A 23,409-nucleotide genomic window follows, 5' to 3' on the forward strand; every position below is an offset into this window, starting at 1 on the left:
GAGGCTCGGAGTCATGGGGTCGTTGCAACACCACCTCGATGAAAGGTGGAGTTGCCGATGGTTCGAGCGCATCGCTGGCTGCCCAGGTCAGTGCAGCTGGAGTTCTGGGACCACATCCGGGCAGGAAAGGCGGCGAAGCCGGCCGCGCGAGCGGCCGGCTTCGCCCCCGCCACCGGAGTCCGGCTGTTCCGCCACGCTGGCGGGGTGAGCAGCAACGCACCCACCCGCCCCGGTCCGCTCCGGTTGAGCATCACTGAGCGGGACGAGATCGCCTGCCTGACCGCCGCAGGTCACGGGCCCCGCGCGATCGGCAGGATGATCGGCCGGTCGGCTTCGACGGTGTCGCGGGAGCTGGCCCGCAACACCGGCCTGACCGGGAACTACCGGCCCAGCAGCGCCCAGCACCGCGCCGAACACCGCGCGAAACGACCCAAGACCGCGAAGCTGGCCGCTGATCCGGTACTGCGGGCGGTGGTGCAGGCCGGGCTGAACCGCAAGTGGTCACCACGGCAGATCTCCGAAAGACTGGCCCTGGACTTCCCCGACCGGCCGGAGATGCGGGTGTCACACGAAACGATCTACCAATCACTGTACGTCCAAAGCCGCGGAGCGTTGCGCCGGGAACTGACCGCGGCGCTGCGGACCGGACGAGCACTGCGGATGCCGAGACGGCAAACCCAGGCCCGCCGGGAACGACCGTCGGGCCGGATCCAGGACATGGTCAACATCAGCGAACGTCCCGCCGAGGCCGCCGACCGGGCAGTCCCGGGGCACTGGGAAGGTGACCTGATCCTGGGCAAAGACAACCGGTCGGCGATCGGGACGCTGGTGGAGCGTTCGACCCGGTTTGTGATGTTGCTGCACCTGCCCGACGGGCGAGACGCAGCCACCGTCGCCGCGGCGATGACCGAGATGATCGCGACGTTGCCGCCGTTGCTGCTGGGGTCGCTGACCTGGGATCAGGGCAAGGAGATGGCGCATCACCGGACGATCACCCTGGCCACGGGGCTGGATATCTATTTTTGCGATCCGCATTCGCCGTGGCAGCGGGGGTCCAACGAGAACACCAACGGTCTGCTCCGGCAGTACTTTCCGAAAGGCACCGACCTGTCTCAGCACACAGCTGAGGACCTGGCGGAGGTCGCGGCTGAGCTGAACGGGCGACCGCGGGAGACCCTCGGCTGGCGAACACCAGCCGAGGTCCTCACGAAGCTACTGTTGGATCAACCAACGACAGGTGTTGCAACCACCGCGTGAATCCGCCAGGCCTTCACGGACCTTGCGGACTAACGGCGCTTGGGGCGCCAGACCACCATCGCGGTCTGCTGGTTCATCGGCACCAGGTCCCGGCGGTAGGAAGCGTGTGCCGCCGCAGCGGCCTGCTCCCCGGCGGCGTACGCCGCGGCCAGTTCCTCGGTGATCTCCGACAGCCTCGCCCGCAGCGCGTCGACCTGGTTCTCCAGCTCGATGATGCGCTTGATGCCGGCCAGGTTCACGCCGTCTTCCTGGGACAACCGCTGGACCTCGCGCAGCAGCGCGATGTCCCGCATCGAGTAGCGGCGCCCGCCACCGGAGGTGCGGCCCGGCGACACCAGGCCCTGCCGGTCGTAGGTGCGCAACGTCTGCGCGTGCATCCCCGCCAGCTGGGCCGCCACCGAGATGACGAACACCGGAGTCTCTTCGTCCCCCTCCGGGGGAATCCCGCCGAACATCCCACTCACCTGCCTTCGAGCAGCTCAGTGATCTCCGGCCGGGGGTCGTGCCCGGCCATCGCCTCGGCGTACGACTGCAGAGCCTCGCGCGCCTTGTCGTCCAGTTTGGCGGGAATCGCCGCTTGCAGGGTGACGAGCAGGTCACCTTGCGATCCGTCGCGCTTCGCGATGCCCTTGCCGCGCACGCGCAGCACCCGCCCGCTCGCCGTGCCCGGGGGCACCTTGAGCGAGACCTTGCCCTCGAGGGTCGGCACCGTGATCGTGGTGCCGAGCGTGAGCTCGGTGAAGTCCACCGGCACCGCGATCGTCAGGTCGAGCGCCTTGCGCCCGAACAACGCGTGCGGAGCCACGTGCACCCGGACGTACAGATCGCCCGCCTGCGCGCCACCCCGGCCCGGCTCGCCCTGGCCGGCCAGCCGGATGCGCTGGTCGTCGTCGACGCCCGGCGGGATCCGGACGGTCAGCGTGCGGGTCCGCGTGCTGATGCCTTCGCCGCCGCACTCGGGGCACGGGTCGTCGATGATCTGCCCGCGGCCGCGGCAGTCGCGGCACGGCTCCGAGAACGCGAACGCGCCCTGGCTCCGGCTGACCAGCCCCGACCCACTGCAGGTCGGACAGGTCCGCGGCGACGTGCCCGGCTTCGCGCCGTTGCCACCGCACGTCGAACAGGTCGCCGGGCTCGACAGCCGCAGCGGCAGGGTCGCGCCCTTGACCGCTTCGGCGAAGTCGATCCGGACGTCCGTCTCGACGTCGGCACCGCGCTGCGGCCGGTTCGCCGTCGCGCCGGCCGACGACCGGCCGCGGCCGAACAGCCCGCCGAGGATGTCGCCGAGCCCGCCCATCCCGCCCTGCTGGCCCGCACCCGCGCCGGCCTGGCCGAAGATGTCGCCCATGTCGAAGCCGCCGGAACCGCCGCCGGTGGGGAAGTTGAACCCACCGCCACCCGAGCCGCCGAACAGGCGCCGCGCCTCGTCGTACTCCTTGCGCTTGCTGGCGTCGGAGAGCACGCCGTAGGCCTCGGAGACCGACTTGAACTTCTGCTCCGCCTGCGCGTTGCCGGCGTTCGCGTCCGGGTGGTTCTCCTTGGCCAGCTTGCGGTAGGCCTTCTTGATCTCGTCCGCCGTGGCGTCGGAGGAGACGCCCAGTTCCCGGTAGAAGTCCTTACCGATCCATTCCCGAGCACTCATCGGGCGCCTCCTCCTTCCGCTGGAACCGGATACTGCTTACTGCTGCTGCTCATCGAGTCCGCCGTCGAGCGGCAGCTCGCCACCGACCGGCGGGTCCACCGGGGCCGCGCCGGGCTCGTGGTCGGTCACGCCGACCAGCGCCGCCCGCAGCACGCGGTCGCCGAAGCGGTAGCCGCGGCGCATGACCACGGTGACCGTCGGGCCCGCCACGTCCGGCGAGGTGTTGTGCTGCACGGCCTCGTGCACGCTCGGGTCGAAGGCCTCGCCCTCGGTGCCGAACGACTCGAGCCCCGCGCGCTGCAGACCGCTGATCAGCTTGTCGCCGACGGCCTTGAACGCCCCGGTGAGGTCACCGTGCTGGTCGGCCCGCTCGAGGTCGTCGAGCAGCGGCAGCAGATCGTTGACCACCGTCGCCTTCGCGCCGATCACGACCGCCTCGCGGTCACGCTCGACGCGCTTGCGGTAGTTGGCGTACTCGGCCTGCAGGCGCTGGAGGTCGGCGGTGCGCTCGGAAAGCTCCTTCTCGACGTCGGAGACCACGGCCACCGAATCGTCCATGATGGACTCGCCGAGCGAGGGGCCCGCGTGCTCCACGGGCGCCTCGGGCTCCGGCGCCGCGTGGGCCGGACCGGGCGGGCGAACCTGCCCGGTCTGCGGGTCCACGCGACGTCGATCACGCACGACCACCGGCTCCTCCGGGCCGCGGCCCTGGTTCTCGGATTCGTCGTAGCTGTGGGTCACTTCTTCTCGTCCTCTTCGACGATCTCGGCGTCCACCACGTCGTCGGCCTTGTCCTGAGCACCGGCCGCACCGGTGTCACCGGCCGCACCCGAAGCTCCGGCCGCACCGGCCGCGGCGTCGGCGTTCGCGTTGGCGTACAGGGCGGTGCCCAGCTCCTGCGAAGCGGTGTTCAGCTTCTCGATCGACTCGCGGATCTTCGCCGAGTCGGTGCCCTTCAGGGCTTCGTTCGACTCGTCGATCGCGGACTTGACCTTGCCCTTGAGGTCCTCGGGCAGCTTGTCGTCGTTGTCCTTGAGGAACTTCTCGGTCTGGTAGACCAGCGTCTCCGCCTGGTTGCGGGTCTCGGCCTCTTCGCGACGGGTCTTGTCCTCCTCGGCGTGCGCCTCGGCGTCCTTGACCATCCGCTCGATGTCGTCCTTCGGCAGCGCGGAGCCACCGGTGATCGTCATCGACTGCTCCTTGTTCGTGCCCAGGTCCTTCGCCAGGACGTGCACGATGCCGTTGGCGTCGATGTCGAAGGTGACCTCGATCTGCGGCACGCCACGCGGGGCCGGCGGGAGACCGGTCAGCTCGAACATGCCGAGCTTCTTGTTGTGCGCCGCGATCTCGCGCTCACCCTGGAACACCTGGATCTGCACCGACGGCTGGTTGTCGTCCGCGGTGGAGAAGATCTCCGAGCGCTTGGTCGGGATCGTGGTGTTGCGCTCGATGAGCTTGGTGAACACGCCACCCTTGGTCTCGATGCCCAGCGACAGCGGAGTCACGTCCAGCAGCAGGACGTCCTTGACCTCACCCTTGAGCACACCGGCCTGCAGCGCCGCACCGACCGCGACGACCTCGTCCGGGTTCACGCCCTTGTTCGGCTCGCGGCCGCCGGTCAGCTCCTTGACCAGGTCCGACACGGCCGGCATGCGGGTGGAACCACCCACGAGCACGACGTGGTCGATGTCGCCGACGGCGATGCCGGCGTCGCGGATCACGTTGTTGAACGGGTTGCGGGTGCGCTCGAGCAGGTCCGAGGTGATCTTCTGGAACTCGGCGCGGGAAAGCTGCTCGTCGAGGAACAGCGGGTTCTTGTCGGCGTCGACCGTGATGTAGGGCAGGTTGATGCCGGCCGAGTTCGAGCTGGACAGCTCGATCTTCGCCTTCTCGGACGCCTCACGGATGCGCTGCAGCGCCATCTTGTCCTTGGTGAGGTCGATGCCGTTCGCGGCCTTGAACTTGTCGACCAGCCACTTGACGATGCGCTCGTCCCAGTCGTCGCCACCGAGGTGGTTGTCACCGGAGGTCGCGCGGACCTCGACGACGCCCTCGCCGATCTCCAGCAGCGAGACGTCGAACGTGCCGCCACCGAGGTCGAAGACCAGGATGGTCTGTTCCTTCTCGCCCTTGTCCAGGCCGTACGCCAGCGCGGCGGCGGTCGGCTCATTGACGATGCGGAGCACGTTCAGGCCGGCGATCTGGCCGGCTTCCTTGGTGGCCTGCCGCTGCGCGTCCTCGAAGTACGCGGGGACGGTGATCACGGCGTCGGTGATCGTCTCGCCCAGGTACGCCTCGGCGTCGCGCTTGAGCTTCATCAGCACTCGCGCGCTGATCTCCTGCGACGTGTAGTTCTTGCCGTCGATCTCGGTCTTCCAGTCGGTGCCGACGTGCCGCTTCACGGACCGGATGGTCCGGTCGACGTTCGTGACCGCCTGGTTCTTCGCCGGCTGACCGGTCAGCACTTCGCCGTTCTTGGCGAAGGCGACGATCGACGGGGTGGTCCGGGAGCCTTCCGAGTTGGCGATGACCGTCGGCTCGCCGCCCTCCAGGACGGCGACGACCGAGTTGGTCGTGCCGAGGTCGATGCCGACCGCTCGCGCCATGGTGCTTCCTCCTGTGTATGCCTGCTATGGTTCGTGACCTGCGAATTCGTCCTCGCCTTGAGCGAGGTACTGGCAAGTTCTATCGGGCCTTCACGCGACTCGTCAAGTCGGACTTGAGTCGACTGCGCTCAACCTTACATGGTGGCTAACGAGCGGCCCGGGGTTCTTGTTCCCGGAGTCGGCGACAGACCTGGTCCCGAAGGGGTGTGAGGCCGCTCACCAGGCGGTCTACCGGGGATGGGAAAGAGACCGAGCGAAGCTTGCTCACCGGCAGACCGTTCCGCGCGCCGGCGGGCGGCCGCTCACCAGGTAGTCCACCTCGACCGCTCGGGTGCACGCGGAGTTGAACAGCCCTGTGTGGCCGTCGTCGGTCCGGGTCAGCAGGGCCGCGCCGTCGATGCTCGCCGCCAGGCCGCGGGCCCAGGCCAGCGGTGTCGCCGGGTCGTGGGCGCCGCCGACCACCAGGATCGGCGGGGCGCCGTGCACCGGGTGGGGCTGCGGCGGGTTCTTCGCCGGGACCGGCCAGCCGGTGCAGCCGCTCGTGAAGTCCCAGTACTCGGAGTACCGCCAGCTGTGCGGCGCCGCGGCGCGGAGCAACCCGGCCATCAGCCCCATGTCCGCCGGGCCGGTGAACGGCGACGGGAAGTCGTGGCAGCCGATCGCCCGGTAGGCCCCGTAGATCGGGGAGAGGAACTGGTTCCGCTCGGTCAGGCCCTTGGCGTCGGGGAACTCCCCGCCGGCCGCGGCCAGGGCCCGGCCCAGCGCGGGCCACTCTTCGCGGATGTAGAGGTGGTTGTAGACGCCCGCCGAGATCTCGTCGGCCGTCGCGGACCGCCCCAGTTCGCTCGACCAGACGGCACCGCTGCCCGCCCGGGCCACGACGTCGTCGTAGAAGCGCAGGACGTCCCGGCCGTGCAGCGCGCAGTCCGCCGAGCCGCGGCACCAGTCCGCGAACCGGACCAGCGCATCCTCGGTGGCCGCGGCCTCCTCCAGGATCGCCCGGCGCAGTGGCCGGGCGTGGTCGACGGCGCCGTCGAGCACCATCGTGCGCACCCGGTCCGGGTGCTTCGACGCGTAGACCGCGCCCAGCTCGGTGCCGTAGGAGAGGCCGAGCCACGAGATCTTCGCTTCGCCGAGCGCGGCCCGGATCGTCTCGATGTCCTCGGCCGCGCTCTGCGTGTCGGCGTTCGCCAGCAGCGGCCCGGTGCGGGCCAGACAGTCCTCGCCCGCCGCGCGGTTGTGCGCCACCAGCGCGGCGAACCCCGGCCCGGTCGCCGGGAACCGGTCCAGCGCCGGGTCGTACAGCGTCGCCGGGTCACAGGTGATCCGCGGCGTGCTGAACCAGTCGCCGCGCGGGTCGAAGCCGACGATGTCGTACCGCTCACGCAGCCGCGCGAGGTCCGGCGACGCCAGCCCGCCGTACTGCACGAACCCGACACCGGAGCCGCCCGGCCCGCCGGGGTTCACCAGCAGCGCGCCGATCCGGTGGGCCGGATCGAGCGCCGGCAACCGGGCCAGCGCGAGCCGCGCCGAGCCCAGACCTGGTTGCGTGCGGTCGATCGGCACGTCGACCGCCGAGCACTCGGCGGCCGGTTCCTGCTGGGTGGCACACGCGTGCCACGGCAGGACGGCTGCCTCCGCGGCGGCCGGCACCGCCGCCAGGACCACGACCGCCGCGACGAACGCGACGACCCGGCGCATGTCCATGATCTGGTTCCTCCCCTGCACGCCGGCTTTCGGCGTGCCCCCTTCCTAACAGCGGCCCCCGACAATTCAGGAGCGGCGGCCGGTCCAGGAAGAGAAGAAGAAATCCGGAGTTTCTTGCAGCGCAACGGTTTCCGCCGCGGTGCCGTCCCACGAAGTCACTCGATAGTGGGAATCCACCGTGACCGGCACCCCCTGCGCCGGCGTCTCGGCGTTCTCGCCGCGCGTGAAACCCACGACGCCGAACATCGCGACGGCCCCCAGCAGCGCGGCCGCCAGCACGCGCCGTTCGATCTTGCCCATCGGAATTCCCTTGTGTCGTAATAAAAGTCAGTGTGAGAGAAGCGTCAGGCCGCGCGGACCGTGACGCTGCCGCTGTCGGTGTTGAGGTCGAGCGTGTGCGCGGCGGACCCGTCGGTCGGGACGTCGATCTCGCGGTGCCCGCTGTCGCTGTCGCCCTGGACGCGGTACGGGCCGCCCGGCACGGTCAGCTCGATGCTGCCGCTGTCGGCGTGCACCTTGACGTCGTTCGCCTGCGCCAGAGTGAACTCGACGCGGCCGCTGTCGGCGCCGACGTCGACCGGGCCGCGCACGTCGTCGCCGGTCACGCTGCCGGAATCGCTCTGCACCGTCACCGCGCCGACGTCGTGCAGGTCGATGGACCCGCTGCTGAGGTGGAGCTTCACCGCGCCGGAGACGTCTTCGACGCGGGCGCTCCCGGAGTCGGCCTGGACGTCGACGCTCGCCACGCCGGCGATGTCCAGCCCACCCGAATCGACCTTGCCGGTGACCGGCACCCCGGCCGGTACGACGACCTCGAAGTCGACCGAGCAGTTGTTCCCGCAGTCGCCGAGCACGAGCTGGTCGCCGTCGACACGGTAGAAGGTGTCGCCCGGGTTGCCGCGCCAGTGGTAGTTGATCTCCTGGTGCACGGTCGACGGCCCGGTGCCGGTGCGGATCTTCACGTCACCCGAGTCGCCTTCGAGCTTCACACTGCGAATCGTCTGCGAAAGCGTGTTGTCGTTCCGGAAGTCCGATCCCCAGCCCCAGCCGAACGCGGTCGCCAGGCCGACGCCGATCAGTGCGATGCCACCCAGAGCCAGAAGCGGGCGCGCCATGGTCTTTGGTCCCCTCAGTGAAGTTTCCCTCTGCCCGGAAAACGTTAGGACCGGGACACCACCCAGTACATGGGGGTAACCCCCCGAAGAACCCTGAGATCCGTCCCTGACACGCGGGGTCGCGCTCCGGGGCCTAACCTGGCGGACGTCTCCAGTTCCGTGATCAGGAGGATCCATGCCGCAGCAACCCGGCCCGTACGAATCCCTGCCCGACGTGCCGTCCTTCACCCTCCGCAGCAACGACGTCGCCGACGGCGAAACGCTGGCGACGCCCCACTTGTCCGGCATCTTCGGCGCCGGCGGCGAGGACCGCTCGCCGCACCTGGCGTGGGAGGGCTTCCCGGCGGAGACCAAGAGCTTCGTCGTGACCTGCTACGACCCGGACGCGCCCACCGGCAGCGGCTTCTGGCACTGGGCCGCGTTCAACCTCCCGGCGACGGTGACGGAGCTGGCCTCGGGCGCGGGCGACGGCTCCGGCCTGCCCGACGGCGCGGTGACGCTCAAGGGCGACGGCGGCGTCAAGCAGTACCTCGGCGCGGCACCCCCGCCCGGACACGGCCCGCACCGCTACTACTTCGCGGTGCACGCGCTCGACGTCGACAAGCTGGAGATCGGCGAGGACTCGACGCCGGCGTTCCTGGGCTTCAACATGTTCGGCCACACCCTGGCCCGCGCGGTGCTCACGCCGGTCTACGAGAACAAGGGCTGACGGCGCTGGATCGGGGTATCGCGAAATTGTCGGACCTCGGTGACACACTGCGGTCATGTCACCACCGATGGCGATACCCCGATCGAGAGCACCGGTTCTCCACGCTGAGGCCGGGATATTCCGTGTGCTCGGTGAAAACATGCTCGCGGGCCGCGGTCGAGGCGGGTCCAATGCCTTGGTCCGCGCCGTTCTCGACTGGGCCGGAGCCCGGTGCGTGACGCTGCGAGTCGCCGACGGCAACACCGCGGCCGCCGCGCTCTACCGGCGGCACGGATTCACCGGCGCCGGCCCGATCTGGTTCAGCGCAACGACTCCGCGTTGACGCCCTCGCGCTCCAGGTAGCGGCCCTTCGTGTGCTCGCCGAAGCCGAACTGCCGGTACAGCCCGTGGGCGTCGGCCGTGTGCAGCATCCAGCGGAAGCCCGCACCCGGGCCGTTGTCGATCATCTCGCGGACGATCTCCTTGCCGACGCCGGTTCCGCGCGCGGAGTCCACTACGAACACGTCGGCCAGGTACGCCGACGAGACGCCGTCGGAGAACGCGCGGGCGAAGCCGACCAGCTCGCCGCCGCGGTAGGCGCCGACGACTCGCCACGAGCCTTCGACGGCCGCCTCGATCTGCGCGCGGGTGCGCCAGCGGCCCCAGTACGCCTCGGCGGAGAGGAACTTCCACACCACCTCGAGGTCCAGCCGCGCCCGGTCGTCGTCGAGTTCGTAGTCGCCGAATGTCCGCATGATCGGCAAGCTACCCAAGACCGGCGGCTCAGCCCCACTGATATTTCAGGAACTTGCCGTCCATCGTGACGACCACGCGCTCGCCGCCCGGGTCCTCCCGGCGCGAGACGTCGAGCTTGAAGTTGATCGCGCTCATGATCCCGTCGCCGAACTGCTCGTGGATGAGCTCCTTGATCGTGGGCCCGTAGACCTGCAGGACCTCGTAGAAGCGGTAGATCGTCGGGTCGGTGGGCACCACGTCGTCGAGCGCGCCGCGCGTCGGCTGCAGGCGCAACGCGGCTTCGGCGCCGGCGTCCAGCTCCAGGACCTGCGCGGCCTTCGCGGCGATCTCGGCAGGCACCGGGTGCTGGCCGAGCAGCGCGGACGTCGTCCAGGCGAGCGGCGCGTCCAGGGTTTCGGCGAGCTGGGCCCAGCTGAGGCCGAGCCGGACCTTCGCGGCCAGAACGGCCTCTGCGGCTTCTTGCTTCGTCGTCATGCGCCGACGCTAGATCACCTGGGTTTCAGCAGGTAGGCGACAACCGGGCGAAGCTCGTCCGCGGACGGCGGCTCGTCGTCGATCAAGCCCTGGATCAGCAGCCCGTCGATGCCGGCCAGGAAGACCCGGAACGACACCTCGTCGTCGTGGCGGACCATCGACGTCAGGACGTCCAGCCAGCGCCGCGCGGCCGGGCGCAGCTCGGGCTTGCGGGCCGCGAGCAGGTACAGCTCGTACTCCGCCATCGTGCGGCCGCGGCGCGGTCCCAGCGCCTCCGCCAGCAGGCCAGCGACCTCTTCGGCGCCGCGGCTGCCGCGCGAGCGGGCGCGGTCGATCATCCAGTAGACCTCGGTCGCCATGTCGCGGGCGCACGAGATGAGCGTCGCGATCAGGAGGTCGTCCAGGGACGAGAAGTGGTACGTCGTGGACGTCGTGGGGACGCCGGCCTCCGTCGCGACCGTGCGGTGGGTGACGCCCGCGACGCCGTCCCGCTCGATCACCCGCAGCGTCGCCGCGATGATCTCCGCGCGCCGCTTCTCCCCGCGGACCTTCCGGCCGTCGACCTGCAGTTTCACGACGCCGCGCTCCCGATCTCGATCAGCACCACGCCGCCGATCACCAGCGCCAGCCCGGCGATCATGGCGGCGTTGACCGGTTCCTTAAGGAAGACGACGCCGACGAGCGCGACCAGTGCGACGCCGGCGGCGGCCCAGATCGCGTACGCGACGCCGATCGGCAGCCCCTTCTTCAGGACGTACGACAGCGCGACGAACGCGACGGCGTACCCGAGCACCACGATGATCGACGGGCCGAGTTTCGAGAAGCCCTCGGAGAGCTTCAGGGAGACCGTCGCGGAGACCTCGGCGGCGATCGCCAGCGCGAGGAGAAGGTACGCACCCATAGGGTGAAAACTACCTGAACGATCGTCCCAAAACAAAGAGCGACGTACACCACATCGGTGGGACTTAGCCCCACTCAACGGGTTACTCATCAGTAAGGAAGGTTAGTCTCCCGGCACCACCACTGATCCATCCGGACGAAAGGCACCCGAAAGATGGGCGCTCTGCAACTGACGCTCGGCGGGCTCTCCGTCCTGCTCGGCCTCGTCGCCTGGGGCATGTTCGCCGCGACGATCGCCCGCTTCGTGCGGGTCATCCGCCTCGGCCAGCCCGACGCGACCCGCAACGGGCCCTTCGTGCCGCGTCTCATGACGCTGGTCAAGGAGTTCGCGGCGCACACCCGGATGAACCGGAAGCGCAGTGTCGGGCCGGCCCACTGGCTGGTCATGTGGGGTTTCCTGCTCGGCTCGCTGGCCCTGTTCGAGGCCTACGGCGAGGTGTTCGTGCCGACCTGGGGCTGGCCGGTCCTCGACGACTTCCCGCCGTTCCAGCTGCTCATGGAGCTGCTCGGGCTCGGCACGATCGTGGGCATCCTGGTGCTGATGGCGATCCGCCAGCGCAACCACCCGCGCCGCGCCGACCGCCAGTCGCGCTTCCAGGGCTCCAACTTCAAGTGGGCCTACTTCATCGAGGCCGTCGTCCTCATCGAGGGCATCGGGATCATCGGCGTGCGCGCCGCGAAGGCCGCGCTCGGCGCGCACGAGACGCCGACCTGGGCCGCCTTCGTCTCGAACCCGCTCGGCGAGCTGCTGCCGGCCAGCCCGAACCTGGTCACGGTCTTCGCGTTCGTCAAGCTGATGAGCGCCACGGTCTGGCTGATCGTCGTCGCCCGCACGATGACCATGGGCATCGCGTGGCACCGCTTCAGCGCGTTCTTCAACATCTACTTCAAGCGTGAGCAAGACGGCGGCGTCGCCCTCGGCGCGCTCAAGCCGATGATGAGCGGCGGCAAGGTCCTCGACCTCGAGGAAGCCGACCCGGACGAGGACACCTTCGGCGTCGGCAAGATCGAGGACTTCAGCTGGAAGGGCTGGCTCGACTTCTCCACCTGCACCGAGTGCGGCCGCTGCCAGGAGCAGTGCCCCGCGTGGAACACCGGCAAGCCGCTGTCGCCGAAGCTGCTCATCACGCAGCTGCGTGACCACGCCTACGCGAAGGCGCCGTACCTGCTGGCCGGCGGCAAGCGCGACATGGCCGGTGACGAGGTGGGTCTCGTGTCCAACACAGCGGCGCGAAGCGCCTCCGTTGAGGGCGGTGGCGGGGCGGGGTCTGGGGACAACATGTACGCCGGCATCGACGTCCTCGCCATCGCCGAGTCGCAGAAGGCCCTGATCGGCGACGACGGCGGTGTCATCGACCCGGACGTCCTGTGGTCCTGCACCAGCTGCGGCGCCTGCGTCGAGCAGTGCCCGGTGGACATCGAGCACGTCGACCACATCGTCGACATGCGCCGCTACCAGGTGATGATCGAGTCGTCGTTCCCCAGCGAGCTGAACGGCATGTTCAAGAACCTGGAGAACAAGGGCAACCCGTGGGGCCAGAACGCCAAGGACCGGCTGGCCTGGACCGAGGACCTGGACTTCGAGGTCCCGGTGTTCGACGGCGACATGGGCGACGCCGAGTACCTGTTCTGGGTCGGCTGCGCCGGCGCGTTCGAGGACCGCGCGAAGAAGACGACGCGGGCGGTCGCCGAGCTGCTGCACATGGCCGACGTCAAGTACAAGGTGCTCGGCTCGGAGGAGTCCTGCACCGGTGACCCGGCCCGCCGTGCGGGCAACGAGTTCCTCTTCCAGATGCTGGCGCAGCAGAACGTCGAGATCCTGAACTCGGTGTTCGAGGGCCGGGAGCGCAAGACGCGCAAGGTCGTCGTGACCTGCGCGCACTGCTTCAACACCCTCGCCAACGAGTACCCGGAGCTGGGTGGCCAGTTCGACGTCGTGCACCACACGCAGCTGCTGAACCGCCTGGTGCGGGAGAAGCAGCTGGTGCCGGTGGCGCCGGTCGCCGAGGACGTCACCTACCACGACCCGTGTTACCTCGGCCGCCACAACAAGGTCTACGACGCGCCGCGCGAGCTGGTCAGCGCGACGGGCGCCCAGCTGCGCGAGATGCCGCGGCACGGCGACAAGTCGATGTGCTGCGGCGCCGGCGGCGCGCGGATGTGGATGGAAGAGAAGATCGGCAAGCGGATCAACGTCGAACGCGTCGACGAGGCGCTCGGCACCGCGCCGTCGAAGATCGCGACGGGCTGCCCGTTCTGCAAGGTCATGCTGAACGACGGGCTCACGGCCCGGCAGGCCGACGGCAGCGCGAGCGAGAAGGTCGAGATCGTCGACGTCGCGCAGATGCTGCTGGAGTCGGTGAAGCGCAAGCCGGAGCCGAAGCCGGTGGCCCTCGGGGCGCCGTCGCTCGCGGAGACGTCCGAAGAAGCCTGACGCGCACACGGCCCGGCCACGACGGATGTCATGGCCGGGCCGTGATCGTCGGCCCAGGTCCCGACGTCGCGGCCGCTCGACGATGAGGGCATGCGAATACTCACCTTGGTGCTGCTCGCCCCGTTCACGGCCGAGTTCCTGCTCGCCGACCAGTACCTCGCCGGTCCGCCGGAGCTGGGCCGGCAGCTCGGCATGTTCGCGCTCTACGTCGCCTTCTACGGCGCGGCCGCGCTGCTCATCCGCGAAGCCGCGAGACGCGCCGGACGCGGCTGGCCCACCATCCTCACCCTCGCGCTGGCGTTCGGCGTCTTCGAAGAGGGCTTGCTGACGCAGACGCTGTTCAACCCGCACTACCTGGGCCTGGACCTGCTGTCGTTCGGGCACGTGCCACTGCTCGGCATCGGCGGCCCGTGGACGCTCTACGTGCTGACGCTGCACGTCGTGTGGAGCATCGGCGCGCCGATCGCGATCGCCGAGGCGCTCTTCGGCCGCGAACCGTGGCTGAAGAAGGCGGGCCTGAGCCTGTGGAGCGTGTCTCTGCTGGTCGGCGCCGTCGCGACCTTCGCCATCACCTACGCCTTCGCGCCCTTCGTCGCGCACCCCGCGCAGCTCGCCGGGACCGCGCTGGTCGTCGTCGCGCTGGTCGTCGCCGCGTTCCGGTTCCGCGCGCCGGCGTGGCCGTCGACGCCGGGGCGCCCGTGGGTCGCGTTCGCGCTCGGCCTCAGCGCGAGCACCGCGTTCCAGCTGGTCTTCCGGTCGGTGGACAGCCTGCCGTGGCTGCTCGCCGGGCTGCTGCTGGCGATCGAGGCGGCCACCGTGGTCGCCGTCGTGCGGCTGCGGCCGCCCGCGTTCCCGCTGGCCGCCGGAGCGACGCTCACTTATTGCTGGCTGGGGCTGAAAACGGCGATCGAACACGGCCCCGCCGCGATATTCGAACAGTCCGCGCTGATTGTCGTGTCCGTGGCACTACTCGTTGTCACCGCCCGCCGAGTTCGTACCCAGGTGAGTGTTCGCATGGTCCACTAGCTGGGAATTCCTCAAGGCAATCGATTACCCCAATAGCGATCGCAAAAATCACCGAAATGGCGGAGCGAGACGAGGACAAATCCTGGACTGTCCGCCGGACAACCGGCGTATCCTGGCCTTTCCCCGACGTCGGCGCAGCCGCCGGGATCACCTTTGACGATCGTGAAAATCAGGGGGCGGCAAGGATGGGCGAGGACCGGCGGACCACCACCGGACGAGTGGGCGCACGGTTCCCGTCGTCCGGGCGGCACGCCCTCAACACGCTCCCGGACGACGTCGAGGATCGCGTCGCTCTGCCCGGACCGTCCGCCTCGGTCGGCCGGGTCGGTGCCCGTTTTCCGGCCGCCGACCAGCCCGCCCCGGTGGTGCGCGAGCCGGCCCCGGTGCCGCCACCCGTTCCCGACGTCGAGCTCGACGAGGACTTCGCCGAACCCGTCATCCCGCCCCAGGACCACGCCACCGGCTCGCGGACGCTCGTGCGCCCGTACGTCCTCACCCGCGGCCGCACGAAGTCGCGACGCCACCTCGCCATCGAGGCCCTCGTCTCGACGCGGGCCGGCGCGCACTGGAACGGCGCCCGGCTGTCCGGCGAGTTCCGGTCGGTGCGGACGCTGTGCCACCACCCGCTCTCGGTCGCCGAGGTCGCGGCCCGGCTCAGCGTCCCGCTCGGTGTCGCCCGGGTGCTGCTCGACGACATGGCCGACCAGGGCCTGGTGACCATCCACGACACCCGCGTGAGCGTCGACGGCCGGCCGGCGGTCGCCCTCATGGAGCGCGTGCTGCACGGCCTGCGCCGGCTCTGACCATTACGCTCACCAAGGTGAGCGAGGATTCCGGCAACTCCGGCGGCGAAAGCACCCTGACCGTTCTGCTCGCCGGTGGGGTGAACCTGGCGATCGCGATCATGAAACTGGTCGCGGGGATCATCACCGGCTCGGGCGCGATGCTGTCCGAGGCCGCGCACTCGGTGGCCGACACGTTCACCGAAGCCCTGCTGCTGACGGCGTTGAAACGTTCCGATCGCCCGGCCGACCGCGTGCACCCCTTCGGCTACGGCAAGGAGCGCTACTTCTGGTCGCTGCTCGCCGCGGTGTCGATCTTCGCGTCGGGCTCGATGTTCGCGCTCTACGAAGGCGTTTCGACGCTCTTCGGGCACGGTGAAGCGCAGAGCACGTCGATCCTCAGCTACATCGTGCTGGCCGTGGCGTTCCTGCTCGAAGGCACGTCGTGGGTGCAGGCCGTGCGCCAGACCCGCCGGGAGTCCCGGGCCGAGAACCGGTCGTTCTGGGCGTACCTCCGCCTGATCGACGACCCGGCGCCGAAGACCGTGCTGTTCGAGGACTCCGCCGCGCTGGTCGGCCTGCTGATCGCCTTCGCCGGCATCGGGCTGCACCAGCTCACCGGCTCGGAGGTCTGGGACGGCGTCGCGTCGATCATCATCGGCCTGCTGCTCGCCTGCGTCGCCTACCTGCTCGGGCGGACCAACCGCGGCCTGCTCATCGGCCGCCAGGCCAACCCGGAGATCGTCCGCGGCGTCCGCGACCACCTGTCGGCCGCGCCGGAGATCGAGGCCGTCGTGGACCTGCAGACCATGCTGATGGGCACCGACCAGGTCCTCGTCTGCACCCGGGTGGACTTCGACGATTCCCTCGGCGCCGCGGACCTCGAACGCGCCTGCGTCCGGATCGCCGCCGAGCTGACCGAGTCGTTCAACGACGTCACCGAGGTGTTCATCGAGCCGGTGCCGCGAACGGATCCCGACCTGCGCGCGACCGTGCTCGCTCGGTACGGCGACATCGCGGAGCGGTGGAACAACCCGGCCTAGCTCAGTACCCGAAGTCCTGGACCCAGTAGTTGCCCGCCTTGGTGAAGCCGACGCCGAGCTTCGTGAGCGAGCAGTTCAGGATGTTCGCGCGGTGGCCCTCGGAGTTCATCCACGAGTCCATGACCTGCGCCGCTGACGTCTGGCCCTTCGCGATGTTCTCCGCGCCCGGCTTCGAGTAGCCGGCGGTCTTGATGCGCTGGTCGAACGTGACGCCCTCGGGGTTGGTGTGGGAGAAGAAGTTCCGGTCCGACATGTCGTCGCTGTAGTCCTGCGCGGCCTTGGTGAGGTGCGATTCCTCGGTCAGCGCCTTGCAGCCCGCCTTCCCGCGCTCGACGTTGACCAGGTCGAGGACCTGGCCGGCGACCGACGGCGCGACGCGGGCCGCGGGCTTCGTGGTCGGCGGAGCTTCGGAGGTGGACGGCGGCGGGGCTGTGGACGTCTCGGTCGGCGCCGGGGCCGCGCTGGACGTCGTCGGCGCCGCGGCCGAGGTCGTCGGGGCCGGCTGCTGCTGTCCCCCGTGGTTCTGGGCGTGGCCGTTCAGGTCCGTGCCGCTGGTGCCACCGGACCCGCCGGGCTCGTTCGGGAGCACCAGAGCCGCGGCGGCCGCCTCGGAGGTGTTTCCTTCGGCGGTGGCCATCCAGGTGCCGGTCGCGGCGGAAAAGACGCCGAGCAGCACACTGAGTGACACCATCACCACGCGAGCACGTTCACCAATGGGGGACACGGCGCAGGAACGTATCACGGAACGATTACAGCGAGAACCCTCCTAACGAACTGTGACTCTTCGCATTGTGGTGAACACACGATTTCGGGAACGGTTTCCGTCAGCTCCGGCGCGACCGCCGGACGCCCAGTAGCAGCAGGACACCGCATCCCAGCAGCGACAACGCCGTCAGGCCCGCGGGAACCGGGTCGTAACCGGTGTCCGGCAACGGCGTCGGCTCCGGGTCCTGACCAGGGGGAACCGGCGTCGTCACGACGCGGACGGTGGTGGATGCGCTGTCCCGCACGGGTTTCCCGGGCTGCTCGGTGTCGGGCGTCCCGGTGGCCGTCGCGGTGTTGCTCACATCACCACTGGCCGGCGCGGTCGTCGTGCACGTCCATTCCTGCTGGCCGGCGACGGGAAGCCGCGGGAACTTCCGGGCGCAGGCGGGATACGCCGGATCCGTGACGTCGACGTCGGCCAGGTCGACGTTCCCGGTGTTGCGCACGACGAGCGTGAAGGTCACCGTCCCACCAGGACGGATCGTCGGGTCGGCCTTCTTCTGCAGGTCGATCGCGGGTTTCGCCACCTTGGCCGGCGCGTCGTCGGTCGCCGTGACGGGTTTTCCGTTCGGATCGTGCCCGGTCGCGGTCACCGTATTCGTGACGTCGTCATTGCCCATCGTCACGGAACAGGAGATCGGTTTCGACGATTCTCCCGGCGCGAGCGTGCCGATCTCGACCGAGCATTTCGGCGCGATCGGGTCATTCAGCGTTACGCCGGTCAGCGTAACGTCGCCGGTGTTCTTCGCGACGACGGTGAATACGGCTTCCTGCCCCGGGAGAAGCGGTTTCGCCGGGCCGGTTTTCGTCACGGTGATGCCCGGGCCGATCACGTCCACGCTGGCGTCATCGGTCGCCGTCACCGGGCGCCCGGTCGGATCGTCACCGGTCACCGACGCGACGTTGGTGACGTCCTCGCGGACCGTCGCCGAGCACTGGCGCGTCTCCTTGCCCCCGACGTCCAGCTTCGCGACGGTGAAGGCACAACCCGGCGTCCTGTCGTCGGTGACGGCCACAGTGGACAACGGCACGTCACCGGTGTTGGTCACCACGATCGTGTAGGTGACCTCGTCGCCCGGGCGGACCTGCGCGGACGAGACCGACTTGTCGATCTTCACCGCCGGGTGGATGACGTCGACGTCCGCCTGCGCCTCGCTGGTCACGAGGTCGCCCGTCGGTGGCGTTCCGGTCACCTTCGCGACGTTCGTGACGTCGTCGGCGGGCGCGGTCATCGTGCACTCGTAGTGCTCGACGCCCTTGGCCGGCAGCGCGCCGATGCTGCGCACGCACTCGGGGGCGATCGTGTCGGCGACGGTCACCGAGTGCAGGTCGACGTCGCCGGTGTTGGTCACCACGATGTCGAACGGCACCGAGTCGCCGGTGCGGAACGGGCCGCCGCGGACGTTCTTGGTGATGCTCAGGCCCGGGTGCTGGACGACGAAGGTGGCGCTGTCGGTCGCCGTCACCGGCCGGTTCGTCGGGTCCTGGCCGGTGGCCGTGGCCGTGTTGGTGAAGCCGTCCCGGCCCGCCACCGTGGTGCACGTGTACGTCTCTTCGTCGTCGGGCGCCAGCGTCGCGACGGTGTGCGCGCAGGCCGGGGTGCGGTCGTCGGCGACCGCCACGTCGGTCAGCGGCACGTCACCGGTGTTCTTCACCAGGATGGAGAAGGTGACGGTGTCGCCTTCGCGGACCTCGTACGGCGTCACGTCCTTCATCAGCGCGAGCTGCGGGTGGATGACGTCGACCACGGCGGTGGCGGTCGAGGTCACCGGGCGGCCGGTCGGGTCGGTGCCGGTGACGCCGGCGGTGTTCGTGAAGTCGTCCGACGGGGCCTTGGTGGTGCAGGTGTAGGTCTGAACGCCGGCGAGCGCCAGGGTGTCGAACGTCTTGGCACAGTCCGGTGTCTCGTCGTCGGTGACGGCCACAGTGGACAGTGGGACGTCGCCGGTGTTCGTCACGACGATGGTGAAGGTGACTTCGTCACCTTCACGCACTGTCGTCGGCGAAGCTTCCTTCGTGATCTTCACGGCCGGGTGGATGACGTCGACCTTGGCCGTGTCGTCGGCGTCCAGCGGCGGGCCGGTCGGCGGCTGCCCGGTCACCTCGGCCCGGTTGACGACGTCGTCCGCCGGCGCGGTCATCGTGCAGTCGTAGGTCTGCTTTTCCTTGGGGGCCAACGTTTCGAACGTCTTGGCGCAGGCCGGCGCGACCTCGTCGGTCACCGTCACCGCGGTGAGCGGGGCGTCGCCGGTGTTCTCGACGGTGATCGTGAACGTGACCGAGTCGCCCTCGCGGAACGGGCCGCCCTTGACGTCCTTCGTGATGGCCAGCCCCGGGTGCAGCACGGTGTAGGACGCGTCGTCGGTGGCCGTGACCTGGCGATCGGTCGGATCCGTTCCGGTCGCGGTCGCCGTGTTCGTAAAACTGTCGGTGCCCGCGGTTACGGTGCAGGAGTGGTGCTGTTCGGCACCGGGAAGGAGGGAGCCGATGGTCTGAGCGCACGACGGCGTCCGGCTGTCCACAACGGACACTTCGGTCAGCGGCACGTCGCCCGTGTTCTTCACGACGATCGTGAACGTCACTGTGTCGCCCTCACGAACCTGGGCGGGCGCGGCGTCCTTGGTGATGCTGATCGCCGGGTGGATCACGTCCACCGTGGCCTCGGCGGTCGACGTCACCGGTCGGTTCGTGCCGTCGGTTCCGTTGGCGGTGGCGGTATTGGTGAAGTCCGCTTCGCCGGCCACGAGCGTGCAGGTGTAGGTCTGCTTCGCCTGGGGCGCCAGCGTGCCGAGGCGCTGAGCGCACTCCGGGGCGAGCCGGTCGGCCACGAAGACGTCCCGCAGCGGGCTGTCGCCGGTGTTCGTCACGGTGAGCGTGAACGTCACGGTGTCGCCCGCGCGGACCACCTTCGGGTCGGCGTCCTTGGTGATCGCGATGCCGGGGTGGATCACGTCGACGGCGGCGTCGTCGGCCGCGGTCACGGCGGGGCCGACCGGCGGTGTGCCGGTGACCTGCGCGGTGTTCGTGAAGCCGGTCGTGCCCGCGACGGTGGTGCAGGTGTAGGTCTGCTTCGCCTGCGGCGCCAGGGTTCCGAGCGGCTTCGCGCACGGAGCGACCTTGTCGTCGGCCACGGCGACGTCGGTCAGCGGCACGTCGCCGGTGTTGGTCACGGTGATCGTCCAGGTCACGGTGTCGCCCTCGCGGACCTGCGCAGGAGCGGCGTCCTTGACGATCGCGATCGCCGGGTGGATCACGTCGACGACGGCGTCGTCGGTGACCTTCACCTCGCGGCCGAGCTGGTCCTTGCCCGTGGCGGTCGCGGTGTTCGTGAAGTCGCCGGCCGGTGCCGGGGCGGTGCAGGTGTAGGTCTGCTTCGCCTGCGGCGCCAGCGTGCCGAACGTCTTGGCGCACGCCGGGGTCCGGTCGTCGGTGACGGCGACGTCGGTCAGCGGCACGTCACCGGAGTTCGTGACGGTGATCGTGAACGTGATCTGGTCACCGGTGCGGACGGTCGCCGGTGAGGCGTCCTTCGTGATGGTCAGCGCCGGGCTGATCACCGTGACGGTGGCCGACGCGGTGTCGGTCACCGGCTGGCCGGAGCGGTCGGTGCCGGTGGCGGTGACCGTGTTCGTCGTGGTCTTCGACGGGTTCGCGGTGCAGGTGTAGATCTGCGACGCGCCCGCGTCGAGGCTGTCGATGGTGCGCGAGCACGACGTCGTCGTGTCGTCGGTGAGCTTCACCGGGGCGAGCGGGCTGTCGCCGGTGTTCTTCACGGTGATCGTCCACGTGACGGCCTCACCGGCGTGGATCACCGTCGGGCCGGCCGTCTTGGTGACGTCGATGGCCGGGGCGATCGTCGGCGCGGGCGCGTCGGCGGTGGCCGTGACCTGCTTGCCGAGGCCGTCGACCCCACTGGCGGTGGCGGTGTTGACGCCGTCGGCGACCGGTGCCTTCGTCGTGCAGGTGAGGGTGCGGGTCTCGCCGGGCTTCAGCACGCCCGCGAGCCGTTGCGCGCACGACGGCGTCTTCGGGTCGGTGACCTGCAGGGCGGTGAGGTTGGCGTCGCCGGTGTTGGTGACCTTGAGCGTGAAGGTCACGGTGTCGCCGGCGCGGTAGGCGGGCTTGTCGGCGATCTTCGTGATGCCGATGGCCGGGTGGATGACGCTCACCGAGGTGGTCGCCGTGCCGTCCAGCGGATCGCCGAGCGCGCTGGTGCCGGTGGCCTTCGCGGTGTTCGTGAAGTCCTTGTCCGGCGCGGTCGCGGTGCAGGTGTAGCTGACCGTCTGCCCGCCCTTGAGCGAGCCGATGTCCTTGCTGCACGCCGGGAACGCGTCGTCGGCGACCTTCACCCCGGACGCCGGGGCGCCGCTCGGGTTGGTCACGACGATGGTGAACGTGACCGGTTCGCCCGGGTGCACCTGGGCCGGTTCCGCGCGCTTGCTGATCTGGAGCTCGGGCACCGGCGTCGAGAAGGCGAGGTTCTGCGCCAGGTAGGAGTCGCCGGTGGTGGCGAAGCCGAGCTTGGCGCTGGTCGCGCCGGCCGGGATGGTGTCGACGTTGAACGACTTGGCGTCCACGCTGAAGTTGTTCTTCACCGCGGGATCGGCGGCGCCGTCGGCGTTCGAGATGAAGAAGTTCGACGTCCCGCCGGCCGACGGTTCGGCGGCCGGTTTGTCGTTGATCAGGAACTGGTCGCCCGAGATGCCCCAGTCGCCCTCGTAGGCGGTGACGCCGACGTGCGCGTCCGCGGCGGCGGCGCGGAACCCGGTGATCGTCGTGGTCGTGGGCTTGTCGGTGCTGTTCTGCCGGACGTGCCCGTCGTAGATGAACACCTCGCGCTTGTTCGGCGCGTAGTCGGCGTTGCGTTCCGGGTAGGCGTAGACCAGGGCGACCGACCAGCCGCCCATGCAGTTGAAGCCCTTCGGCGCCCAGACGTTGCCGACGGTCAGGTCCAGCGCGGACCCGGTCGGCGCGTCGGCGAACTGCTTGGTGACGTCGGCGTAGGCCGAGTAGTACTGGCCGCCGCTGAAGGTGTCGAGCGGGTCCTCGGTGTAGGCCGCGGGCGGGACGTCGACGGATTTCCCGGCGCCGACGGTGAGCCGGACGTCCTGTTTCGCGGGTGTTCCGGGCGGCACGATCGCGGCGGTGTTGTTGTTGCGCGACTGGCACATCTTCGTCGGCGACAAAACACCCGGCGACGTCGTGTAAGCGCCGGTGTTACCCGCCCAGTTGAGCCGCGCGAAGAGGATTTTCGCGCCCGGCGGAATGGTGACCGTCGCCTTGGCGGAATCGAACGTGCCGCGGTCGGCGTCGACGTCGGCCCACTGCATGAAGAAGTTGTCGTTGACGAGCGTGTCCCGCCGATCGGCGGTGTTCGCGCAGGTCGCGGGCGTGTTGCCGGTGCCGGTCGTCGGCGCGTTGTCCGCGTTCACCGGGCACCGCACCACACCGTTGCCCGCGTAGAGGAAATCGCCGTAGACGACGTCGTCGTAGTTCAGCTGGAACGGCTTGACCACCGCCGCCTCGGCGATCGGGGTGATGGCCGATGCCGTGAAAACCAGCGCCAGGATCACTAGGAGGTGGAGTGACTTCCTGGACAGCGACATGCGGGTACTCCCGGGGGCCGAGGCGACTTTTCGGAGCCTGGCACGCTCCCGTCTTTCCCGCCTTTTTTGACCCCGGTGATCACCCGCCCGGGGAATGCGTGAGCCGTGTCGTCGACTCGTGGGTGATGGCCGCGGCGGCCGCGACGAACCCGATCACCGTGCGGAGCTCGTCGTCGGAATAGCGCTCGCAGAGCTCGATGACCTTGGCCACCAGGTGGTCCCAGAGGTGCACACTGCGCTCGATCGCGCCCGGGTCGAGCGCGATGAGGACCTTGCGCCGGTCGTCCGGGTGCGGCTCGCGGGCGACGAACCCCTTGCGCTCGAGCCGGTCGATGAGCGCCGTCACCGACGCCGGCGCGAGCCCGGACAGCCGCGCCAGCTCCTTCGGCATCTGCGGGCCGAGCCGGGCGAGGTAGTCCAGCACCTTGCTCTCGACCGGCGACAGCCCCCGCGTCTCGGCGATCGCGGTGTGGAACATGACCGTCTCCGTCGAGAGTTCCCGCGCCCCGAGCAGGACCTCTTCGACCAGCTTCGCTCGCTCGCTTGACACGGCGACAAGCGTAGCCCACTCTTTAGTTCGACAGAACGAATTAGTTTCTAAGAGTTTC

Annotated in this window: 21 protein-coding genes; 7 read left to right on the plus strand and 14 right to left on the minus strand. The window is 69.5% G+C overall.

Features of this window, described 5'->3' with window-relative positions:
* The first annotated feature begins 57 nt into the window (after window positions 1-57).
* Window positions 58-1,257 carry an IS30 family transposase gene (locus tag MUY22_RS11165; RefSeq protein ID WP_247059359.1) on the plus strand — a complete coding sequence of 400 codons (1,200 nt, stop codon included), beginning with the start codon at window positions 58-60 and terminating at the stop codon, window positions 1,255-1,257.
* A gap of 29 nt (window positions 1,258-1,286) precedes the next feature.
* On the opposite strand, the gene MUY22_RS11170 is transcribed toward MUY22_RS11165, so the two are convergent.
* The 7 genes from MUY22_RS11170 to MUY22_RS11200 all read right to left on the minus strand — a co-directional run bounded on the left by MUY22_RS11170 (window position 1,287) and on the right by MUY22_RS11200 (window position 8,327).
* Window positions 1,287-1,712 (minus strand): heat shock protein transcriptional repressor HspR, encoded by a 426-nt coding sequence (locus MUY22_RS11170; protein ID WP_247059360.1) that lies wholly within the window; start codon window positions 1,710-1,712, stop codon window positions 1,287-1,289.
* 5 nt (window positions 1,713-1,717) lie between these two features.
* Window positions 1,718-2,899, minus strand: coding sequence for a molecular chaperone DnaJ (gene dnaJ / locus MUY22_RS11175; protein WP_247059361.1), 1,182 nt, complete (start codon window positions 2,897-2,899; stop codon window positions 1,718-1,720).
* Window positions 2,900-2,935: 36 nt separating this feature from the next.
* Window positions 2,936-3,640, minus strand: a complete 705-nt coding sequence (gene grpE / locus MUY22_RS11180; protein WP_247059363.1) for a nucleotide exchange factor GrpE — start codon at window positions 3,638-3,640, stop codon at window positions 2,936-2,938.
* Window positions 3,637-5,505: a molecular chaperone DnaK gene (dnaK, locus tag MUY22_RS11185; protein WP_247059364.1), complete on the minus strand. Its 1,869-nt coding sequence runs from the start codon at window positions 5,503-5,505 to the stop codon at window positions 3,637-3,639. Before dnaK ends, grpE begins: the two co-directional genes overlap by 4 nt.
* Before the next feature lie 264 nt (window positions 5,506-5,769).
* Entirely contained in the window at window positions 5,770-7,212 is a 1,443-nt protein-coding gene (locus MUY22_RS11190; protein WP_247059366.1) for an alpha/beta hydrolase, read from the minus strand.
* Window positions 7,213-7,278: 66 nt separating this feature from the next.
* Entirely contained in the window at window positions 7,279-7,512 is a 234-nt protein-coding gene (locus MUY22_RS11195) for a hypothetical protein (RefSeq protein ID WP_247059368.1), read from the minus strand.
* A 44-nt stretch (window positions 7,513-7,556) separates the two neighbouring features.
* Window positions 7,557-8,327 (minus strand): DUF4097 family beta strand repeat-containing protein, encoded by a 771-nt coding sequence (locus MUY22_RS11200; RefSeq protein ID WP_247059369.1) that lies wholly within the window; start codon window positions 8,325-8,327, stop codon window positions 7,557-7,559.
* Window positions 8,328-8,502: 175 nt separating this feature from the next.
* Here MUY22_RS11200 and MUY22_RS11205 point away from each other — a divergent pair, with 175 nt between their 5' ends.
* Complete coding sequence (locus MUY22_RS11205; RefSeq protein WP_247059371.1) at window positions 8,503-9,036, plus strand: YbhB/YbcL family Raf kinase inhibitor-like protein; 534 nt, start codon at window positions 8,503-8,505, stop codon at window positions 9,034-9,036.
* A gap of 139 nt (window positions 9,037-9,175) precedes the next feature.
* The gene (locus tag MUY22_RS49740) at window positions 9,176-9,358 is read left to right on the plus strand and encodes a GNAT family N-acetyltransferase (RefSeq protein WP_371827667.1); all 183 of its coding nucleotides are present in this window, start codon (window positions 9,176-9,178) and stop codon (window positions 9,356-9,358) included.
* Here MUY22_RS49740 and MUY22_RS11210 read toward each other — a convergent pair.
* Genes MUY22_RS11210 through MUY22_RS11225 form a run of 4 tightly spaced genes read right to left on the minus strand, consistent with a single transcriptional unit; the run spans window position 9,336 to window position 11,146 of the window.
* The gene (locus MUY22_RS11210; RefSeq protein WP_247059372.1) at window positions 9,336-9,770 is read right to left on the minus strand and encodes a GNAT family N-acetyltransferase; all 435 of its coding nucleotides are present in this window, start codon (window positions 9,768-9,770) and stop codon (window positions 9,336-9,338) included. The genes MUY22_RS49740 and MUY22_RS11210 overlap by 23 nt on opposite strands.
* Window positions 9,771-9,798: 28 nt before the next feature.
* Entirely contained in the window at window positions 9,799-10,245 is a 447-nt protein-coding gene (cynS, locus tag MUY22_RS11215) for a cyanase (protein WP_247059373.1), read from the minus strand.
* A gap of 14 nt (window positions 10,246-10,259) precedes the next feature.
* Window positions 10,260-10,820, minus strand: a complete 561-nt coding sequence (locus MUY22_RS11220) for a TetR/AcrR family transcriptional regulator (RefSeq protein ID WP_247059375.1) — start codon at window positions 10,818-10,820, stop codon at window positions 10,260-10,262.
* Window positions 10,817-11,146: a multidrug efflux SMR transporter gene (locus MUY22_RS11225; protein WP_247059377.1), complete on the minus strand. Its 330-nt coding sequence runs from the start codon at window positions 11,144-11,146 to the stop codon at window positions 10,817-10,819. Before MUY22_RS11225 ends, MUY22_RS11220 begins: the two co-directional genes overlap by 4 nt.
* A gap of 153 nt (window positions 11,147-11,299) precedes the next feature.
* Between MUY22_RS11225 and MUY22_RS11230 the strand changes: the two genes are divergently transcribed.
* From MUY22_RS11230 to MUY22_RS11245, 4 genes are all read left to right on the plus strand, one after another.
* Entirely contained in the window at window positions 11,300-13,579 is a 2,280-nt protein-coding gene (locus MUY22_RS11230; protein WP_247059380.1) for a (Fe-S)-binding protein, read from the plus strand.
* A gap of 90 nt (window positions 13,580-13,669) precedes the next feature.
* Window positions 13,670-14,605 (plus strand): hypothetical protein, encoded by a 936-nt coding sequence (locus MUY22_RS11235; RefSeq protein ID WP_247059382.1) that lies wholly within the window; start codon window positions 13,670-13,672, stop codon window positions 14,603-14,605.
* Window positions 14,606-14,823: 218 nt separating this feature from the next.
* A complete protein-coding gene (locus tag MUY22_RS11240; protein ID WP_247059384.1) occupies window positions 14,824-15,408 on the plus strand; it encodes a DUF742 domain-containing protein in 585 nt (194 codons plus the stop codon).
* A 17-nt stretch (window positions 15,409-15,425) separates the two neighbouring features.
* Window positions 15,426-16,430 (plus strand): cation diffusion facilitator family transporter, encoded by a 1,005-nt coding sequence (locus MUY22_RS11245; protein WP_247059386.1) that lies wholly within the window; start codon window positions 15,426-15,428, stop codon window positions 16,428-16,430.
* 1 nt (window position 16,431) lies between these two features.
* Here the strand turns inward: MUY22_RS11245 and MUY22_RS11250 are convergent, their stop codons facing one another.
* The 3 genes from MUY22_RS11250 to MUY22_RS11260 form a co-directional block, all read right to left on the minus strand.
* Window positions 16,432-17,127: a CAP domain-containing protein gene (locus tag MUY22_RS11250; RefSeq protein ID WP_247059388.1), complete on the minus strand. Its 696-nt coding sequence runs from the start codon at window positions 17,125-17,127 to the stop codon at window positions 16,432-16,434.
* Window positions 17,128-17,254: 127 nt separating this feature from the next.
* On the minus strand, window positions 17,255-22,801 hold the full coding sequence (locus MUY22_RS11255) for a hypothetical protein (RefSeq protein WP_247059389.1): 5,547 nt from the start codon (window positions 22,799-22,801) through the stop codon (window positions 17,255-17,257).
* Between the two features lie 79 nt (window positions 22,802-22,880).
* Window positions 22,881-23,351, minus strand: coding sequence for a MarR family winged helix-turn-helix transcriptional regulator (locus MUY22_RS11260; RefSeq protein WP_247059390.1), 471 nt, complete (start codon window positions 23,349-23,351; stop codon window positions 22,881-22,883).
* Window positions 23,352-23,409 lie beyond the last annotated feature (58 nt).

Source organism: Amycolatopsis sp. WQ 127309 (assembly GCF_023023025.1).
Lineage (GTDB): Bacteria > Actinomycetota > Actinomycetes > Mycobacteriales > Pseudonocardiaceae > Amycolatopsis.

Excerpts from the sequence above, each read along its gene's own strand:
- MUY22_RS11165 (WP_247059359.1), top strand. The coding sequence starts at position 58 with ATGGTTCGAGCGCATCGCTGGCTGCCCAGGTCAGTGCAGCTGGAGTTC.
- MUY22_RS11170 (WP_247059360.1), bottom strand. The coding sequence starts at position 1,712 with ATGTTCGGCGGGATTCCCCCGGAGGGGGACGAAGAGACTCCGGTGTTC.
- dnaJ (WP_247059361.1), bottom strand. The coding sequence starts at position 2,899 with ATGAGTGCTCGGGAATGGATCGGTAAGGACTTCTACCGGGAACTGGGC.
- dnaK (WP_247059364.1), bottom strand. The coding sequence starts at position 5,505 with ATGGCGCGAGCGGTCGGCATCGACCTCGGCACGACCAACTCGGTCGTC.
- MUY22_RS11190 (WP_247059366.1), bottom strand. The coding sequence starts at position 7,212 with ATGGACATGCGCCGGGTCGTCGCGTTCGTCGCGGCGGTCGTGGTCCTG.
- MUY22_RS11195 (WP_247059368.1), bottom strand. The coding sequence starts at position 7,512 with ATGGGCAAGATCGAACGGCGCGTGCTGGCGGCCGCGCTGCTGGGGGCC.
- MUY22_RS11200 (WP_247059369.1), bottom strand. The coding sequence starts at position 8,327 with ATGGCGCGCCCGCTTCTGGCTCTGGGTGGCATCGCACTGATCGGCGTC.
- MUY22_RS11205 (WP_247059371.1), top strand. The coding sequence starts at position 8,503 with ATGCCGCAGCAACCCGGCCCGTACGAATCCCTGCCCGACGTGCCGTCC.
- MUY22_RS49740 (WP_371827667.1), top strand. The coding sequence starts at position 9,176 with ATGCTCGCGGGCCGCGGTCGAGGCGGGTCCAATGCCTTGGTCCGCGCC.
- MUY22_RS11210 (WP_247059372.1), bottom strand. The coding sequence starts at position 9,770 with ATGCGGACATTCGGCGACTACGAACTCGACGACGACCGGGCGCGGCTG.
- cynS (WP_247059373.1), bottom strand. The coding sequence starts at position 10,245 with ATGACGACGAAGCAAGAAGCCGCAGAGGCCGTTCTGGCCGCGAAGGTC.
- MUY22_RS11225 (WP_247059377.1), bottom strand. The coding sequence starts at position 11,146 with ATGGGTGCGTACCTTCTCCTCGCGCTGGCGATCGCCGCCGAGGTCTCC.
- MUY22_RS11230 (WP_247059380.1), top strand. The coding sequence starts at position 11,300 with ATGGGCGCTCTGCAACTGACGCTCGGCGGGCTCTCCGTCCTGCTCGGC.
- MUY22_RS11235 (WP_247059382.1), top strand. The coding sequence starts at position 13,670 with ATGCGAATACTCACCTTGGTGCTGCTCGCCCCGTTCACGGCCGAGTTC.
- MUY22_RS11255 (WP_247059389.1), bottom strand. The coding sequence starts at position 22,801 with ATGTCGCTGTCCAGGAAGTCACTCCACCTCCTAGTGATCCTGGCGCTG.